The sequence below is a fragment of the Rhodobacter sp. genome, from assembly GCA_020637515.1.
Classification (GTDB): domain Bacteria; phylum Pseudomonadota; class Alphaproteobacteria; order Rhodobacterales; family Rhodobacteraceae; genus Pararhodobacter.
Window position 1 is genome coordinate 1131022 of record JACKKG010000001.1, and the last position, 16561, is coordinate 1147582.

Genomic DNA, 16561 nt, shown 5'->3' on the forward strand with positions numbered 1-16561 from the left:
CTCAGCCTTCCAGTCGGGCCAGATCGGCCACGCCGCCAATGGTGGCGCGGATGCGGTGCAGCAAGTTCAGCCGGTTGCGGCGCAGGACCTGGTTGTCGGTGTTGATCTGCACGGCGGTGAAAAACGCGTCGATGGGCGCGCGCAGCGCGGCCATGGCGGCCATGGCGGCGGCGAAATCCTCGGTCTGCATGGCGGGGGCGATCCGCGCTTCCGCCGTGTCGAGGGCGGCGAACAGCGCCGTTTCCTCGGGCGTTTCCGCGAATTTGGGATCGGCGCCATAGGAATATTCGACGCCATCCTTGGCCTCGGCCTGGGTCAGGATGTTGTTCGCGCGCTTGAAGCCCTGCACCAGGTTTTCGCCGTCTTCGGTTTTCAGCGTGTCCGAAAGCGCCCGCGCCCGGTTGACCAGCAGCGTCAGGTCGTCATTGCCGGGCATCGCCAGACAGGCGTCGATGACGTCGTGGCGAATGCCCTCGTCGCGCAGGAAGACCTTCAGGCGGTCGTGGAAGAAGGCCAGCAGATCAGGGCCCGCGCCGCCCGGGTAGCCCTTGGCAAAGACGCCGTTCAGGGGTGCGCGCACACCATTCCCCAACACCAGCCGGATCACCCCCAGCGCGGCGCGGCGCAGGGCGAAGGGGTCCTTTGAGCCGGTGGGTTTCTCGTCGATCGCCCAGAAGCCGGTCAGCGTGTCGATCTTGTCGGCCAGCGCGACGGCGACCGAGACGGGTTCGGATGGAACGTCGTCGGACGGCCCGAGCGGCTGGTAATGCGCCTTGCAGGCGTTCGCCACGGCATCCGGCAGGCCGGCGGCCTTGGCGTAATAGACGCCCATCGTGCCCTGCAACTCGGGGAATTCGCCGACCATGGCGGATTGCAGGTCGGCCTTGGCGATCCGCGCGGCTTCCTCGGCCAGATCGGGCGAGGCGCCGACCAGGGGCGCGATCTCGCGCGCCAGCGCCGCGATGCGGTCGATGCGGGCTTTCTGGCTGCCGAGCTTGTTGTGGAAGGTGACGTTGGCCAGCCCCTCGGCCATGCCGGTCAACCCCTGGGTCCGAACCACCCGCAGGTCGTTCTCCCAGAAGAACTTTGCATCCGACAGGCGCGCGCGCAGCACCTTCTGGTTGCCCTTGAGGATCGTTTCGCCGTGGTCCGCGGTTTCCCGGTTGGCGACGGTGACAAAGCGGACGATCCGCCCGTCGGCACCCTTCAGCGAAAAGAACTTCTGATGTTCGCGCATCGAGGTTTGCAGAACCTCGGGTGGCAGGCTCAGGAATTCGGTGCCGATCTCGCCGACCAGCACGACGGGCCATTCGACCAGCCCGGCGACCTCGGCCAGCAGGCCCTTGTCCTCGACCAGCGAGAGCCCCAGCGCAAAGGCGCGGTTGCGGGTCTCGTTCTCGATCATGGCGGCGCGTTCGGTGGCGTCCAGCACGACAAAGGCGCGCTTCAGCCGGGCGGCATAATCGTCGAACGAGGTGACGGCAAAGGCATCGGGCGCCATGAAGCGGTGGCCGCGCGTGGTGTTGCCGGCGACGAGGCCGTCGATGTCCAGGGGCACGACCTCGGCCCCGGCCTCGGTCACCATCAGCGCAAGGATGGAATGCAGCGGACGCACCCAGCGCAGCGCGCCCGAGCCCCAGCGCATCGCCTTGGGCCAGGGGAAATTGCGGATCGTCCTTTCCAGCACCTCAGCCAGGATGGCCGAGGCTGGGCGGCCCGGGCGGGTCAGATGGGCGACGTAGAACGCGCCCTTCTTGTCCTCATGCGTATGAAGCTGGTCCATCGTCAGCCCGGTGGAACGCAGGAACCCGTCCAGCGCCTGTTGCGGCGCGCCGACCTTGGGGCCCTTGCGGTCCTCATGCTGGGTCGGGCTTTCGGCGCTGAGGCCCTCGATCGCAAGCACCAGGCGGCGCGGCGTGGAATAGGCGCGGGCATGGGCATAGGTCAGGCCCGCCTCGACCAGGCCGTCCGTCACCAGGCCGCGCAGATCCTCGGCGGCGCGAGTCTGCATCCGGGCGGGGATCTCTTCCGAGAAGAGTTCGATCAGGATATCGGGCATCGGAAACCTCAGTCGGCGCGGGTCGCCAGGGTCATGCGGCGTTTGGTGGCGGGGGGCGGCAACAGGGTGAACCCGGCGGCGCGCAGGATCGCCGCGCAGGCCTCGCCGGTTTCCTCGCCGTTGCGTTCGGGGCCGGTGTCGATGGCGACATGGCGGGTGCGGGACAGAACCTCGGTCGCGCCTTCCAGCACTTCGGGCTCGGCGCCTTCCGCGTCCATCTTGAGCAGGGCAATCGGGCCCAGCCCATGCGCCGCCGCGACGCTGTCCAGCGTCGTCGCTTGCGCGGTAAACGCGGCCACACCGTCGCCCGGCGGCAGGAAAATGGAACTGTCGGCCCGGCCCGGCGCACTGTAGAAGGTCAGCGCGCAGGCTTCCTTCCACAAGATCGCGCATTCGGTGGTAACGCCCGCGTGCGGTGCGACATTGCGTTGCAGGCAGGCGACCACCGTCGGGTCGCCGTCGATGCACAGCACCCGCGCCCCCGATTGCACCGCCAGCAGGGCGAAATCGCCGACATTGGCACCGATGTCGATGACCAACTCGCCGGGCGCGATGGCAAAGGTGCCGTCCAGGCCGAACTCGGCCGCCAGGCGGGTCATCCGCGCGTCCCAGCCGCGCCGATAGGACCGCCACAGCAACGCCGACGGCACGCGCAGCTCGTGCCCGGTGGTGCTGAGCACGAAGGCATCGCCATCACGGCGCACGGCCACGGGTTTCAACCCGTCGGCGCCGGTGCGCGACAAAAGGTTGTGCAACGCCAGATGCCAGCGGTCGCGCGGTCTCAGATCGAGTGTGTCGGTCATCGGCTTAACCTTGGGGCGGGGGCGGGCAGTCGTCGGGGGCGGGCTGGCCGTCAAAGACCTTTTCGCCGCAATGATTGATCTGCGGCCAGACATAGGCGCGACCATCGGGATACAGCGCCATCACGTGGTCGAACCCGTAGCGCGTGTTCGATTCCACCAGCACCGCGCGGGCGGCCCCGGTTTCCAGATCCTCGCCGATGGTCTCGGCGCTGAAACAGTCGAACCAGCCGGGGGCGTTCAGGGGCGTCGGGTCGGCATATTCCACCATCGGCGGCAGGCTGCCGGTGATGGCAAAGCAGGCCCGGTAGCGCAGCGGCGACGAGTCGCTGTCGATGCCCCGGAAATCCGCAATGTCGAGCCGCGCCGTGCCCCCGTCGGGCGTGGCGACCTGATAGCCGATCTGCGGCTCCAGTTCGGTATAGTATCCGTATACCTGCAGGTAATACATCGCCCCGCCCGCGATCAGCGCGGGGACGACCAGCAGCAGCGCGGCGATCTTGCCCTTGGTCACGCGACCCACCCCCCGGCTTCGGTCTGCACAAAGGCGTCGGCGCACTTCTTGGCCAGCGCGCGGACGCGGCCGATATAGGCTTGGCGTTCCGTGACCGAGATCACGCCGCGCGCGTCCAGCAGGTTGAACAGGTGGCTGGCCTTGATGCACTGGTCATAGGCGGGGTGCGCCATGACGATGCGCTTGCCGCTGTTGGGGTCCTGGGGGTCAAAGGCCAGCAGCCGCTCGCATTCGGCCTCGGCGTCCTCGAAATGCCTGAGCAGCATGTCGGTGGTCGCCGCGTCGAAGTTGTGGCGCGAATATTCCTGTTCGGTCTGCCGGAAGATGTGGCCATAGGTCAGCGGGATCGGCGCCTCGGGGTCGTTGAAGGGCATGTCCATCACGTGATCGATGCCCAGCACATACATGGCCAACCGTTCCAGACCATAGGTCAGCTCGCCCGAAACCGGGCGGCAGTCATGACCGCCGACCTGCTGGAAATAGGTGAACTGCGACACTTCCATACCGTCGCACCACACCTCCCAGCCCAGACCCCAGGCGCCCAGGGTGGGGGATTCCCAGTCGTCTTCCACAAAGCGGACATCGTGCAGCGCGGTGTCGATGCCGATCGCATCGAGCGAACCGAGGTAAAGCTCTTGCAGGTTCGGCGGCGAGGGTTTGATGAGCACCTGGTATTGGTAATAGTGCTGCATCCGGTTCGGGTTCTCGCCGTAGCGGCCGTCGGTCGGACGGCGCGACGGCTGGACATAGGCCGCTGCCCAGGGTTGGCTGCCCAGGCTGCGCAGGGTGGTCGCCGGGTGAAAGGTGCCCGCGCCGACCTCCATGTCATAGGGTTGCAGGATCGCGCAGCCCTTCGCGGCCCAATAGGCCTGAAGGCGCAGGATGATCTCCTGAAAGCTGCGGGGCTTCGCCGTGGAAACGGACATGTCGGACCTCAGGCAGTCTCGGATGGGCGCGCGCGAGGGGCGCGAATTTTCCGCCTCAATAGGCGCGCCTTTGTCCGGGGTCAACGCCGCAGCCCGGGCCGGACCGCCAGCGCCCGGGGAAAAAAGGCCGCGTGAGCCTCCGTGCACCCGACCTAACCGTTTTTTTATCGGTAAATGCTTGACGACCCTGTTAGGGTCCGCAAGGGAATCATTGAAATCAACCAATCGTGGACTGACCGTGACCGACCGTATTGTGAAAGTTCTTTTCGCCGCGTGCCTTGCCCTGCTTCTGACCCCGTTCGCCGCCCTCGCGCAGGCGACCCACTGGGTCCAGGTCGAGGCTCACGCGACCCTTCGCACGGCCGAGGAATTCGCGGCCCGCTATCAGCAACGCATCGGCAACATCGCCGGCTTCCGCATCGCGGGTGGCTGGTATGCGCTGGCGGTCGGCCCCTTTGCCACCGCCGACGAGGCCGAGGCCCGGCGCCAGCAGCTTCTGGCGTCGCGGGACATCCGCGAGGACGCCTATGTCACCGACGACAGCATCTATGGTCAGCAGTTCTGGCCAGCGGGCGGCAACGCGCTGGCCCAGGCCCCGGTGACGGACGCGACGACGGACGCAACGACCGAGGCGACGACCGCGGCGACGGCGGGCGATACGCCTGCGGCCCCGGAGCCCGCCGCGCAAGAGCCGGTCGTGGCCGATGCCCCGGCGGCGGACCCCGTCCAGGCCGAACCTGCGCTGGCCGACCTGCCCGAGGAAACCGTGGACGAGGCCCGGCGCCTTGAATACACGCTCGAACGCGACGACCGCATGGCGATCCAGATCGCGTTGCAGTGGTTCGGCTTTTACCGCAGCACCATCGACGCCGATTTCGGCCCCGGCACCCGCGCCGCGATTCGCAACTGGCAAGAGGCGCAGGGCTTCGACGGTTCGGGCTATCTGACCACCCGCCAGCGCGCCAACCTGTTGCGCAGCTATGACAGCGCCGTCGCCCGCTATGCCTTTGGCCCCTTCCGCGACGAGGCCGCCGGCATCGAAATGACCCTGCCCCTGGGCATGGTCGCGTTTGACCGCCACGAGGCCCCCTTCAGCCACTTCTCCGAGATCAACAATTCGGGGATGCGGGTGCTGTTGATCAGCCAGGAAGGCTCGCAAAGCGCGTTCTACGGGCTCTATGAAATCCTGCAAACGCTGGAAGTGATTCCGCTGGACGGTCCGCGCGAACGCAACCGCAACAGCTTCACCATCGACGGACGCAGCGCCACCCAGCGCGCGCATGTCGAGGCGCGCTATCAGAACGGCCAGATCAAGGGCTGGGCCCTGCTGTGGACCCCCGCCGCCGATGCGGATGCCGAACTGATCATGAACACGATGCGCGACAGCTTCCGCATGATCGACGGCGTGCTGCCGTCGGACATGGGCGCGACGGCGTCAACCGTGGCGCGGCGCGATCTGGTGTCCGGGCTCGAGGTGCGCCGCCCCGAGCATTCGCGCACCGGCTTCTTCGTCGATTCCACCGGCACCGTCGTCACCACGGCCGAGGCCGTCCAGGGCTGCGGCCGCGTCACCATCGACGAGGCCTATCTGGCCAACGTCCGTTCCGTCGATGCCGCCTCAGGCATCGCGGTGCTGACGCCCCAGGACCCGCTGGTGCCCCTGGCCTTTGCCCAGTTCGCCGCCACTGAACCCAGCCTGGACAGCGAAGTGCGCGTCGCTGGTTTCAGCTATCAGGACACGCTGACGCGGCCGATCGTGACCTTTGGCCGGCTCAGCGAAGCGTCGGGCCTGAACGGCGAGGCCGATCTGCGCACGCTGACGCTGGACGCCCAGCCCGGCGATTCCGGTGGTCCGGTGTTCGACGGATCGGGCGCGGTGATCGGCATGTTGCTGCCGCGCCCGGCCACCCCTGGCCGGATGCTGCCCGAGGACGTGAACTTTGCCGTCTCGGCGCAGGCGATCCAGGCGGCGCTGACCGGCGCGGGCGTTTCGCCCAGCGTCAGCAGCGGCACCCGGGCCATGTCGCCCGAGATGCTGACGCGCATGTCGGGCGATCTGTCGGTTCTGGTGTCCTGCTGGAACTGACGGTCACGAACGGAACGAAATCGGGGGGCGCGGTCCACGGGGCCGCGCCCCTTTGCCATGGCGCAACAGCCTGAGGACCCGCGAAATTTCTGCGCTTGCACGGTCGGCGTTTCGGCCTATCCTGCGCCCCGTCAGGAGAACCCCATGGCAACCAGAAACCTCAGCCTCGTCGATTACACCGAAATCACCGGTTCGGCGCCCATCGCGCTGCGCTCGCACGGGTGGCGCGCGAAGTGCCTGCAACGGCTGGTGCGGCTGGACATGCCGGTGCCGCGGACCGTCGCGCTGTCCTTTGAGGCGGTGCGCGCGATCGCGGCGGGCTCGATGCCCGAACTGACCGCGTTGACGGGCCGGTTTGAGGCCGGGCAGCTTCTGTCCGTGCGCCCCTCGGCCGAGAACCCCGACTGGGGCGGACCGGGGGCGATCCTGAACATCGGCATGAACGACGAGCGCCACGCCGAGATCGCCGAACGCTGCGGCGAGCCGGTCGCGACCGCGCTGTATCTTTCCTTTGTGCAGTCCTATGCGCAGCACGTCGCGCGGCTGGACCCCGACATGTTCGCGGTGGTGGAACCGTGCCTGCCGGCGCTACAGGCCGCGCTCTACGACTATGAAAAGGAAATGGAGGAACCCTTTCCCCAGGACCCGCGCAAGCAACTGGCCGAGGTTCTGCGCTCGATGGCGCGCGCGTGGGAGGGGACCTCGGCGCGGCTGCTCCGACAGGCCAAGGGCGCCCCTGAGGAGGCCGGTCTGGGCCTGGTCGTGCAGGCCATGGCGGGCGGGCTGGGCACGGGCGAAAGCGGCGCCGGCGTGATCCAGTTCATTGAGCCCGTGACCGGCGCGCCGCAGGTGACCGGGCGCTACGCGGTCCGGGGCCAGGGACGCGAGGCGATCTCGAACAATCCGCAGGCGATCTATCTGACCAAGGACCCGCGCGGCCCCTCTCTGGAAGAACAGGAACCCGCGGCCTTTGCCGAACTGATCCGTCACGGCGCGGTCTGCCGCCAGAAGCTGCGCGAGGAAATGCAGATCGAGTTCACCATCACCGGCGGCAAGCTGTGGGTGCTGGACGCGCTCAAGGTTCCGCGCAACAGCCGCGCCGCGGTGCGTATCGCCGTGACCCTGGCCGAGGACGGCATCATCACCCGCAAGGAAGCGTTGATGCGCGTCACCCCGCGGGCGTTGTCGGACCTGCTGCACCGTCAGGTCGATCCGCGCGGCGCCCGCGACGTGATCGCGCGCGGTATTGCCGCCAGCCCCGGCGCGGCCACCGGGCGGCTGGTCTTTACCTCGACCGGCGCGCAAGCCAGCGCCGCGCGCGGCGAACCCTGCATCCTGGTGCGGCGCGAAACCTCGCCCGAGGATATTCGCGGGATGCACGCGGCGGCGGGCGTCCTGACCGAACGCGGCGGCATGACCAGCCACGCGGCGGTGATCGGGCGCGGCCTGGGCGTGCCCTGTATCGTCGGCGCCTCCGGCCTCAGGATCGACCTGAAGGCCCGGCAGTTGCACACCGCGCGCCACGTCCTGATCGAGGGCGATCTCATCACCATCGACGGCACCGCCGGCGAGGTTCTGCGCGGCGAGGCCGTGATGCTGGAGCCGGCGCTGGACCATTGGTTCAGCACGTTGCTGGACTGGGCGGACGCGCTGCGCGACATCGGCGTGCGCGCCAATGCCGACACGCCGGCGGATGCGCGCATCGCCCGCGGGTTCAAAGCCGAGGGCATCGGCCTGTGCCGGACCGAACACATGTTCTTCGAAGATGACCGCCTGACCGTCATGCGCGAGATGATCTTTGCCGACAGCGGCCAGGAACGTGCTGCCGCGCTGGCCCGTCTGCTGCCCATGCAGCGGTCGGATTTTCAGGAGCTCTTCGCCATCATGCAGGGCTTGCCCGTGTGCATCCGCCTGTTCGACCCGCCGCTGCACGAATTCCTGCCCCACACGCGCGAGGGGATGAAGCAGTTGGCCGACGCGCTGGACAAGCCCCTGTCCGAGGTGACCCGCCGGGCCGAGGAACTGGCCGAGTTCAACCCGATGCTGGGTCTGCGCGGCGTGCGGCTGGGTGTGACCCTGCCCGAAATCTACGAGATGCAGGCCCGCGCCATCTTCGAGGCGACGATCGAAACTGGCCGCCGGGGCGAAAAGGTGGTCCCCGAGATCATGATCCCGCTGGTCAGCGCCATGCGCGAGGTCGAACTGGTCAAGGCCCGTATCGACGCCGTCGCGGCCGCCGTGCGCGTGGAAAAGGGCACCCCGTTCGAATATCGTCTGGGCGTGATGGTCGAGACGCCCCGCGCCGCGCTCAGGGCGGCCGAGATCGCCCAGCACGCCGATTTCATGTCCTTTGGCACCAATGACCTGACGCAGATGACCTATGGCCTGTCGCGCGATGACGCCGGGCGCTTCATGTCCTATTATGTGCAGGCCGGCGTCTTCCCCGAGGACCCGTTCCACGTGCTGGACACCGAGGGCGTGGGCGAATTGCTGCTGATCGCGGCCGAGCGTGGCCGCAGCGCGCGCAAGGACCTGACGCTGTCCATCTGCGGCGAGCATGGTGGCAGCCCCGAATCGATAGCCTTCTGCCGCGAGGCGGGCTTCGACTATGTCTCGTGTTCGCCATTCCGCGTTCCGGTGGCGCGTCTCGCCGCGGCGCAGCTGACCCTGCACGAAGCCGACGCGGCCGAACCGATGCCGGACCTGCGCTGACAGCGCAAACCGGGCGCCGTCGGGCCCGGTGCCGGCGTTGCGGCGCTGCGGCGATAGGCGGCAGGGGCTGGCGGCGCGCCGTTGTGGACGCGCGGCGGATTTTGCGCTATGCAACCGATGGGGACCTGCGGTCTTGGGGGGAGACCGGGCCGCGCTTTTCCCGCTGTGAAACCAGATGAAACCGCAAGAAATGCGGTGACCGGACGCCCTTGGCACGGCTTTTGTGCTGCCACGGCTGACAGAGGATGGACGGTATGGGACTGATGCATCGTTTGGCGCCCTTGGGGGCTGCCGTCGCCTTGATCGTATCGTTGCTGCCCGCGCCCGCGGCGGCAGACCTGCCGCTTGAGCAGAGCCTCGCCATGGCGTTGAGCGCCGAACGCGAGGCCATGCGCGGTGTGAGTTCGGCGCTGGTCAGCCGTGCGACGACGCCCTTGGCCGAACCCTCGGCGATCCGGCGCTATGACATCGGGTATCTGATGTCGATGCCGCAATCCAACGACTCCGCGGTCCAGTGCCTGCAAGAGGCCATCTATCACGAGGCCCGGGGCGAGGATGTCTATGGCCAGTTCGCCGTGGCCGAGGTGATCCTGAACCGCGTCGATCTGCCGAATTACCCCGACAGCGTCTGCGGCGTGGTGCATCAGAACGCCGGGCGCCGGAACGCCTGCCAGTTCAGCTATGCCTGCAACGGGCGGTCGCGAGCGATGACCGAACCGACCGCGCGGCGCCTCGCCAATGCCATTGCGCAGGTCATGATCGCCGGTGCACCGCGCGAACTGACCGACGGTGCGACGCATTTCCACACCTCGGGTGTGCGGCCGCGCTGGGCGGCCAGCTTTCGACGCACCGCGCGCTACGGCTCGCATCTGTTCTACCGCGAACCCTTGCGGTTTTCGAGCAACTGATCCGATCGGACACACCGACGTGTCGTCCCGGGGCCGTTTCTGGCCGCTCATGGGCTGGGCTTGACGCGCTGGCGGGGGTAAGAGGCGCCATCATGTCCCGACCGGAGGCTCGCCATGAGCACCGACAGCCACCTGGCCTTTGCCCATCCCGAAGAACGCGCCGAAGCCACCGCCTCGGCCGATCCGCGTGATCGGATTTCGTTGCGCGACTATCAGGTCGAGGCCGAGATCGGCGCCTTCCAGACCGAGCGCGGCCATACCCAGCGGCTGATGTTCAATATCGTGGTCGAGGTGCGGCCCCAAACGGGCCCGGTCGATGACGACGTGGACAAGATCATGTCCTACGACACCATCACCGAGGCCATCGCCGACGAACTGGCGGCGGGCCGGTTGAACCTGCTTGAAACGCTGGCCGAACACGTCGCGGAACGCATCCTTGCGCATCCCCGCGCGATGCGGGCCTTCATCCGCATCGAAAAGCTGGATCGCGGGCCGTTCAAGCTGGGGGTCGATATCATCCGCACCGCCGCCGCGCAGCCGGTGCGCCAGCAGACCGGCGATCAGCTCGCCGTGCATCCGATCGTCGTCTACCTGGACAACGCCCATATCGCCGCGCCCGACCTGCCGGCCCGCATCGACGTGCTGGCCGCGGGTGGTATGCCGGTGGTGCTGTGCGTCGGCCTGCCCGACAAGGACGTGCCCGCGGTCGATGTGACCGCCGTGCAGCGCCGCATCGACCTGCTGGCCATCGAACAGAACGCCTGGGTGCTGGCCGGGCGGGACCGCCGCTGGCTGGTCACCGAATCGCGCACGGAAATCGACTGGGCGATCCGACAGGGCCGCACCATCGTCTGGGCGCCGTCGAAGCTGGTGCTGGACACGCCCGACGCGCCGATCCAGCACGCCGCGAACGGTCCGGCGTTGGCGCTTTGGCTGGCGGAATCGCTGGCGGCGCAGGTGATGTTCCTGCCCGAGGGTATCCGGCTGTCGGCAGGAAGCCGCGTGCGTCTGGAAACATTTCCGGCCTGAGCCCCCGGCGCGCTTGCCTTGGCCCCCGCGATCTGATTCTCAAAGGGTATGACCTCGCCGCTGCATCCCGTTCCGCGCACCGATCTGCCGCGCCCGCCCGGCGCCCTCCCGTTGGCGGGCTCGGCGCATGTGTGGTGGGACGCGACCGGCGTCGCGCGGCCCGCGGCACTGTCCGCGCCGCGTCCGATCCTGCCGGGTCTGCCCGTGGACCGGCCGCTGGTGATGGGCATCGTCAATGTCACGCCCGACAGCTTCAGTGACGGCGGCACCCTGGGCGGGGTGCCCGAGGCCGTGGCGCGCGCGCAGGCGATGGTCGCGGCCGGGGCGGATATCCTGGACATCGGCGGCGAAAGCACCCGTCCCGGCGCCGCCGAGGTCCCCTCCGACGCCGAAATAGTCCGCACCGCGCCGGTCATCGCGGCGATCCGCGCGGCTGGAATTGCCACGCCGATCTCGATCGACACGCGCAAGGCCGGCGTGGCCCAGGCCGCGCTGACGGCCGGGGCGAATATCGTCAACGATGTCTCGGCCCTGTCGTGGGACCCCGATCTGGCCCGCGTCACCGCCGAGGCCGGCGCGCCGATCTGCCTGATGCATGCGCAGGGCACACCGCAGACGATGCAGCAGGCGCCCCGTTACCAGGACGTTCTGGGCGAGGTTTACGACTATCTCGCCCGGCGGATGGACCACGCGGTCGCGCAGGGGATCGCCCCCGAGCGGCTGATTTCGGACGTCGGCATCGGCTTTGGCAAGACGCTGCAACACAATCTGACCTTGCTGAAAGGCTTGTCGCGGTTCCATGCGCTGGGCGCCCCGATCCTGCTGGGGGCCTCGCGCAAGCGGTTCATCGGCACGCTGTCGGGGGTCGATGTCGCGGCGCAGCGCGTGCCGGGGTCGGTGGCGGTGGCGCTTTGGGCGGCGGCGCAGGGCGCGCAGATCCTGCGCGTGCACGACGTGGCGGAAACGGTTCAGGCGCTGGCGCTGTGGCGCGCGCTGACATTGGAGACGAACGAATGACCCGGAAGCTCTTTGGCACCGACGGCGTGCGCGGACAGGCCAACGCATGGCCGATGACCGCCGAGATGGCGCTGAAACTGGGCGCGGCGGCGGGCCGCCATTTCCGGCAGGACGGCAAGAACGGGCACAGGGTGGTGATCGGCAAGGACACGCGGCTGAGCTGCTACATGCTGGAAAACGCCCTGACCGCCGGGCTGTGTTCGACCGGCATGAACGTGCTGCTGCTGGGTCCTGTGCCGACGCCGGCGGTCGGTTTCCTGACGCGCTCGATGCGGGCGGATGTGGGGATCATGATCTCGGCCAGCCACAACCCGGCCACGGACAACGGCATCAAGTTCTTTGGCCCTGACGGCTTCAAGCTGTCCGATCAGGCCGAAGCCGCGATCGAGGCGCTGATCGCCGAGGGGTGCGAACTGGCCGCCCCGCTGGAGATCGGTCGCGCCCGGCGCATCGACGACGGCCTGGGCCGCTATGTCGAATACGCCAAGACGACCCTGCCCAAGGGGGCGCGCCTGGACGGGTTGAAGGTGGTGATCGACTGCGCCAACGGTGCCGCCTACAAGGCCGCCCCCGAGGTCCTGTGGGAACTGGGGGCCGAGGTGATCCCCGTGGGCGTCACCCCCGACGGCACCAACATCAACAAGGGCGTCGGATCGACGCAACCGCGCGCGGCGGCGGAAACGGTCGTGGCGCATGGCGCGGATCTGGGGATCTGCCTGGACGGCGATGCGGACCGCGTGCTGATCCTGGACGAACACGGCCAAGTCGCCGACGGCGATCAGATCATGGCGCTGATGGCGGCCCGATGGGCGGCCGAGGAACGGCTGAACGACGGCACGCTGGTGGCGACGGTGATGTCGAACCTGGGGCTCGAACGGTTCCTGCACCGAAAGGGGCTGCGACTGGAACGCACCGCGGTGGGTGACCGCTACGTGGTCGAACGGATGCGCGAGAAGGGGCTGAACCTGGGCGGCGAGCAGTCGGGCCATATCGTCATGACCGATTACGCCACAACGGGCGACGGGCTGATCGCCGGCTTGCAGTTCCTGCTGGCCATGGCCGAGACCGGCCAACCCGCCAGCGCCCTGACGCGCCAGTTCGAACCCGTGCCGCAAAGCCTGCGCAATGTGCGTTACGCCGCCGGTCAGACCCCGATGGAGGCCGCCAGCGTGCGCGCCGCCATTGCCCAGGCCGAAGCGCGGCTTCACGGCTCGGGTCGGTTGCTGATTCGCAAGTCGGGCACCGAACCTTTGGTGCGGGTGATGGTGGAATGCGAGGACACGACCCTGCTGGACGAGATCGCCGCCGGCCTGGTGGCCGAGATCGAGGCCGCGCTCTGACGACAGGGCGGGCCCGGGCGCCCGGGTCTTGCTTTGCATCAAGGCAAGCGCGGCGCGCTGCGCTATAGTGGCACGATGAAGGCCGTTGCCCCTCCCTCCAGGCCCGCCGGGCCCGTGTTCCGCGTCGAGGACGTCACCCGCGTCTATCGCACCGGAAAGGTCGCGGTTCAGGCGCTGCGGGGCGTGACCCTGTCGCTGACCGAGGGCGAAATGGTCGTGCTGCTGGGGGCATCGGGGTCGGGGAAATCCACCTTGCTGAACATCCTGGGCGGGCTGGATCAACCCAGCAGCGGCCGCGTGTTCTTTCGCGACCAGGACCTGACGCGCGTTTCCGACCGCGCCCTGACAGCGTTTCGGCGCGATCACGTCGGCTTTGTCTTTCAGTTCTACAACCTCGTGCCCAGCCTGAACGCGCGCGAGAACGTCGCCCTGGTGACCGAGATCGCCCGCAACCCCATGCGGCCCGAAGAGGCGCTGGAACGGGTCGGGCTGGGCCCCAGGATGGACCATTTCCCGGCCGAATTGTCGGGCGGCGAACAACAGCGCGTGGCCATCGCGCGCGCCATTGCCAAGCGCCCGGATGTGCTGTTGTGCGATGAACCCACGGGCGCGCTGGACAGCGCGACCGGCGTTCAGGTGCTTGAGGCGCTGACGCAGGTGAACCGCGATCTGGGCACCGCCACGGTGATGGTGACGCACAACGCCTCGATTCGCCGGATTGCGCATCGAGTGGTGGTGCTGGGCGATGGGCAGATCAAGTCGGACGAGGTGAACGCCACCCGCGTCGATCCGCGCGAGGTGTCCTGGTGACGGCGCTGGACCGCAAGCTGTTGCGCGACCTCAGGCGGATCTGGGCGCAGACACTGGCCATCGCGCTGGTGCTTGCGTGCGGCATCATGATGCTGGTGGGGATGCAGATGACCCAGTCCAGCCTGCGCGGGACGCAGGCGGCCTATTACGAACGTCACCGCTTTGCCGACGTGTTCGCCGCGATGACCCGCGCGCCCCGCGCCGTCGTCGCGCAGGCACAGCAGATCGACGGCGTCGCCCAGGCCGAGGGGCGCATCGGCTTTCAGGCCGTTCTGGACGTGGACGGGCTGGCCGAACCGGCGACCGGGCGCGTCGTCTCGCTGCCCGCCGGCGGCAATGCGCTGAACGTGCCGCTACTGCGCCGGGGCCGCCTGCCCGATCCCGACCACCCCGCCGAGGTCGCCCTGAACGAGCCCTTTGCCGAGGCCAACAACCTGCTGCCCGGCACCCGGTTTCGCGCCGTTCTGAACGGACGCCTGCGGGACCTGACGGTGACCGGCTGGGTCCTGTCGCCCGAGTTCGTCTATACCATCGCGCCCGGCGCGATGATGCCCGACGACCGGCGCTATGGGTTGATCTGGATGACCGAATCCGCCGCCGAGGCGGCGATGGACATGGGTGGAGCCGTGAACGAGATCGCGCTCGGCCTGACGCGCGGCGCCGACGCGCGCGCGGTGATCGCGGCGCTGGACCGGCTGCTGGCGCCCTATGGTGGCACCGGCGCCTATGGCCGCGACCGGCAGATGTCGCACGCCTTTCTCGATGGCGAGATGACGCAGTTGAGCGTGCTCGCGCGGTTCCTGCCGCCGGTGTTCCTGCTGGTCGCCGCCTTTCTGGTCAACATGGTTCTGGGCCGCCTGATCAAGATGGAGCGCACGCAGATCGGCCTGCTGAAGGCGATCGGCTATTCCACGCGCCAGATCGCCTGGCACTATCTGAAACTGGCATTGCTGATCGGCGTGATCGGCGTGGCGATGGGGATCGCCATGGGGCAGTGGATCGGCAGTTCGATGATCGGCATGTATCGCGACTATTTCCGCTTTCCGGTCATCCTGCGCGATCCCGCGACGGGGGTCATGGTGCTGGCGGCGGTGCTGGGCATGGCGACGGCACTTGCGGGGGGCTGGCGGGCGGTCATGGCGTCGGTCCGGTTGCCCCCGGCCGAGGCCATGTCGCCCCCCGCGCCGCCCAATTTCAGCCGGGGCTGGGTGGACCGCGCCGTGGCGGCGCTGCGCGTGCGGCAGACCACCATGATGATCCTGCGCTCGGTCTTGCGCTGGCCCGGGCGCGCGGCGATCACGCTGTTCGGGGTCATGGCCTCGGTCGCGCTGCTGGTCGCGTCCTATTTCAGCTTCGATTCCGTCACGCTGCTGGCGGACACGATGTTCACCCAGTCGAACCGCCAGCAGGTCACGCTGGTGCTGAACCGGGCGCAACCCGAACGCGCAATACTGGACGCTGGCAGCCTGCCCGGCGTGCGGCTGGCCGAGGGCGGCTTTGCGATGCCCGCGCGGCTGGTGAATGGCCATCGCAGCCGTCTCAGCGGGTTGCAGGCGCATTTTCCCGGGGCGACGCTGGCCCGCCTGATCGACGATGCGGGGCAGGTCGTCACCTTGCCGGATCAAGGTGTGGTGCTGCCCGAACGTCTGGCCGCCGCGCTGGATTTGCGCGTCGGCGACCGCCTGCGGATCGAGATGCTGGCCCCGCCGCGCGAAACGCTGGACCTGCCGGTGGCGGCCGTGATCGCCCAGGGTATGGGGCAAGAGGCGCATATCGCCGCCGCGCCGCTCTTTGCCGCGATGCGTGTCGCGCCGCAGGTGAACCGCATCGACCTGATGGTCGATAGCAATGCGATGGCCGCGCTGAACGCCCGCATCAAGGTGACCCCCGCGGTCGCCGGCCTCACCGACTGGGCCGATGTGCGGCGCCAGTTCGACGCCACGCTCAGCCAGAACCTGCTGACGACGATGACAATCCAGACGCTGGTCGGGCTGATGATCGCGATCGGCGTGGTCTACAACGCCGCCCGCATCCAGGTGTCGGAACGCAGCCACGAACTGGCCAGCCTGCGGGTTCTGGGGTTCTCGCGCGCCGAGGTCGGCTATGTCCTGGTCGGCGAGGTGATGGCGCTGACCCTGGTCGCGATTCCGGCAGGCTGGGCGCTGGGCTATGCGTTGTCGGCAGGGCTGGTGTCGGCCATGGCGACCGACCTGATGGCGATCCCCTTCGTCATCACACGGCGCACCTATGCCATGGCCGGGATCGCTGTCTTTGTCGCCGCCCTTGGGGCAGTGCTGTTGGTGCGCCGCCGGCTGGATCGTGTGGATCTGGCGGTGGCCTTGAAAGCGCGGGAATGAGGA

The 16561-nt window shown here is 68.3% G+C and carries 12 protein-coding genes; 8 read left to right on the forward strand and 4 right to left on the reverse strand.

Going from position 1 to position 16561, the window contains the following annotated elements; translation table 11 throughout:
- Position 1: 1 nt before the first annotated feature.
- The 4 genes from H6900_05480 to H6900_05495 are packed head-to-tail and all read right to left on the reverse strand — an operon-like array spanning position 2 to position 4299.
- Entirely contained in the window at positions 2 to 2059 is a 2058-nt protein-coding gene (locus tag H6900_05480) for a glycine--tRNA ligase subunit beta (GenBank protein MCC0072722.1), read from the reverse strand.
- Positions 2060 to 2067: 8 nt separating this feature from the next.
- Positions 2068 to 2862, reverse strand: coding sequence for an FkbM family methyltransferase (locus tag H6900_05485; protein ID MCC0072723.1), 795 nt, complete (start codon positions 2860 to 2862; stop codon positions 2068 to 2070).
- Positions 2863 to 2866: 4 nt separating this feature from the next.
- A complete protein-coding gene (locus H6900_05490) occupies positions 2867 to 3382 on the reverse strand; it encodes a histidine kinase (GenBank protein ID MCC0072724.1) in 516 nt (171 codons plus the stop codon).
- Positions 3370 to 4299 carry a glycine--tRNA ligase subunit alpha gene (locus H6900_05495; protein MCC0072725.1) on the reverse strand — a complete coding sequence of 310 codons (930 nt, stop codon included), beginning with the start codon at positions 4297 to 4299 and terminating at the stop codon, positions 3370 to 3372. Before H6900_05495 ends, H6900_05490 begins: the two co-directional genes overlap by 13 nt.
- Positions 4300 to 4537: 238 nt before the next feature.
- Between H6900_05495 and H6900_05500 the strand changes: the two genes are divergently transcribed.
- The 8 genes from H6900_05500 to H6900_05535 all read left to right on the forward strand — a co-directional run bounded on the left by H6900_05500 (position 4538) and on the right by H6900_05535 (position 16558).
- Positions 4538 to 6385 carry a trypsin-like peptidase domain-containing protein gene (locus H6900_05500; GenBank protein ID MCC0072726.1) on the forward strand — a complete coding sequence of 616 codons (1848 nt, stop codon included), beginning with the start codon at positions 4538 to 4540 and terminating at the stop codon, positions 6383 to 6385.
- Positions 6386 to 6529: 144 nt separating this feature from the next.
- Entirely contained in the window at positions 6530 to 9097 is a 2568-nt protein-coding gene (locus H6900_05505; GenBank protein ID MCC0072727.1) for a pyruvate, phosphate dikinase, read from the forward strand.
- A 362-nt stretch (positions 9098 to 9459) separates the two neighbouring features.
- Positions 9460 to 10005, forward strand: a complete 546-nt coding sequence (locus H6900_05510) for a cell wall hydrolase (GenBank protein MCC0072728.1) — start codon at positions 9460 to 9462, stop codon at positions 10003 to 10005.
- Positions 10006 to 10119: 114 nt separating this feature from the next.
- Positions 10120 to 11034: a dihydroneopterin aldolase gene (locus H6900_05515; GenBank protein MCC0072729.1), complete on the forward strand. Its 915-nt coding sequence runs from the start codon at positions 10120 to 10122 to the stop codon at positions 11032 to 11034.
- A gap of 48 nt (positions 11035 to 11082) precedes the next feature.
- Entirely contained in the window at positions 11083 to 12051 is a 969-nt protein-coding gene (gene folP, locus H6900_05520) for a dihydropteroate synthase (protein ID MCC0072730.1), read from the forward strand.
- Positions 12048 to 13391 (forward strand): phosphoglucosamine mutase, encoded by a 1344-nt coding sequence (locus H6900_05525; GenBank protein ID MCC0072731.1) that lies wholly within the window; start codon positions 12048 to 12050, stop codon positions 13389 to 13391. Before folP ends, H6900_05525 begins: the two co-directional genes overlap by 4 nt.
- A gap of 75 nt (positions 13392 to 13466) precedes the next feature.
- The gene (locus H6900_05530) at positions 13467 to 14201 is read left to right on the forward strand and encodes an ABC transporter ATP-binding protein (GenBank protein ID MCC0072732.1); all 735 of its coding nucleotides are present in this window, start codon (positions 13467 to 13469) and stop codon (positions 14199 to 14201) included.
- The gene (locus tag H6900_05535) at positions 14198 to 16558 is read left to right on the forward strand and encodes an FtsX-like permease family protein (protein MCC0072733.1); all 2361 of its coding nucleotides are present in this window, start codon (positions 14198 to 14200) and stop codon (positions 16556 to 16558) included. Before H6900_05530 ends, H6900_05535 begins: the two co-directional genes overlap by 4 nt.
- Positions 16559 to 16561: the final 3 nt, after the last annotated feature.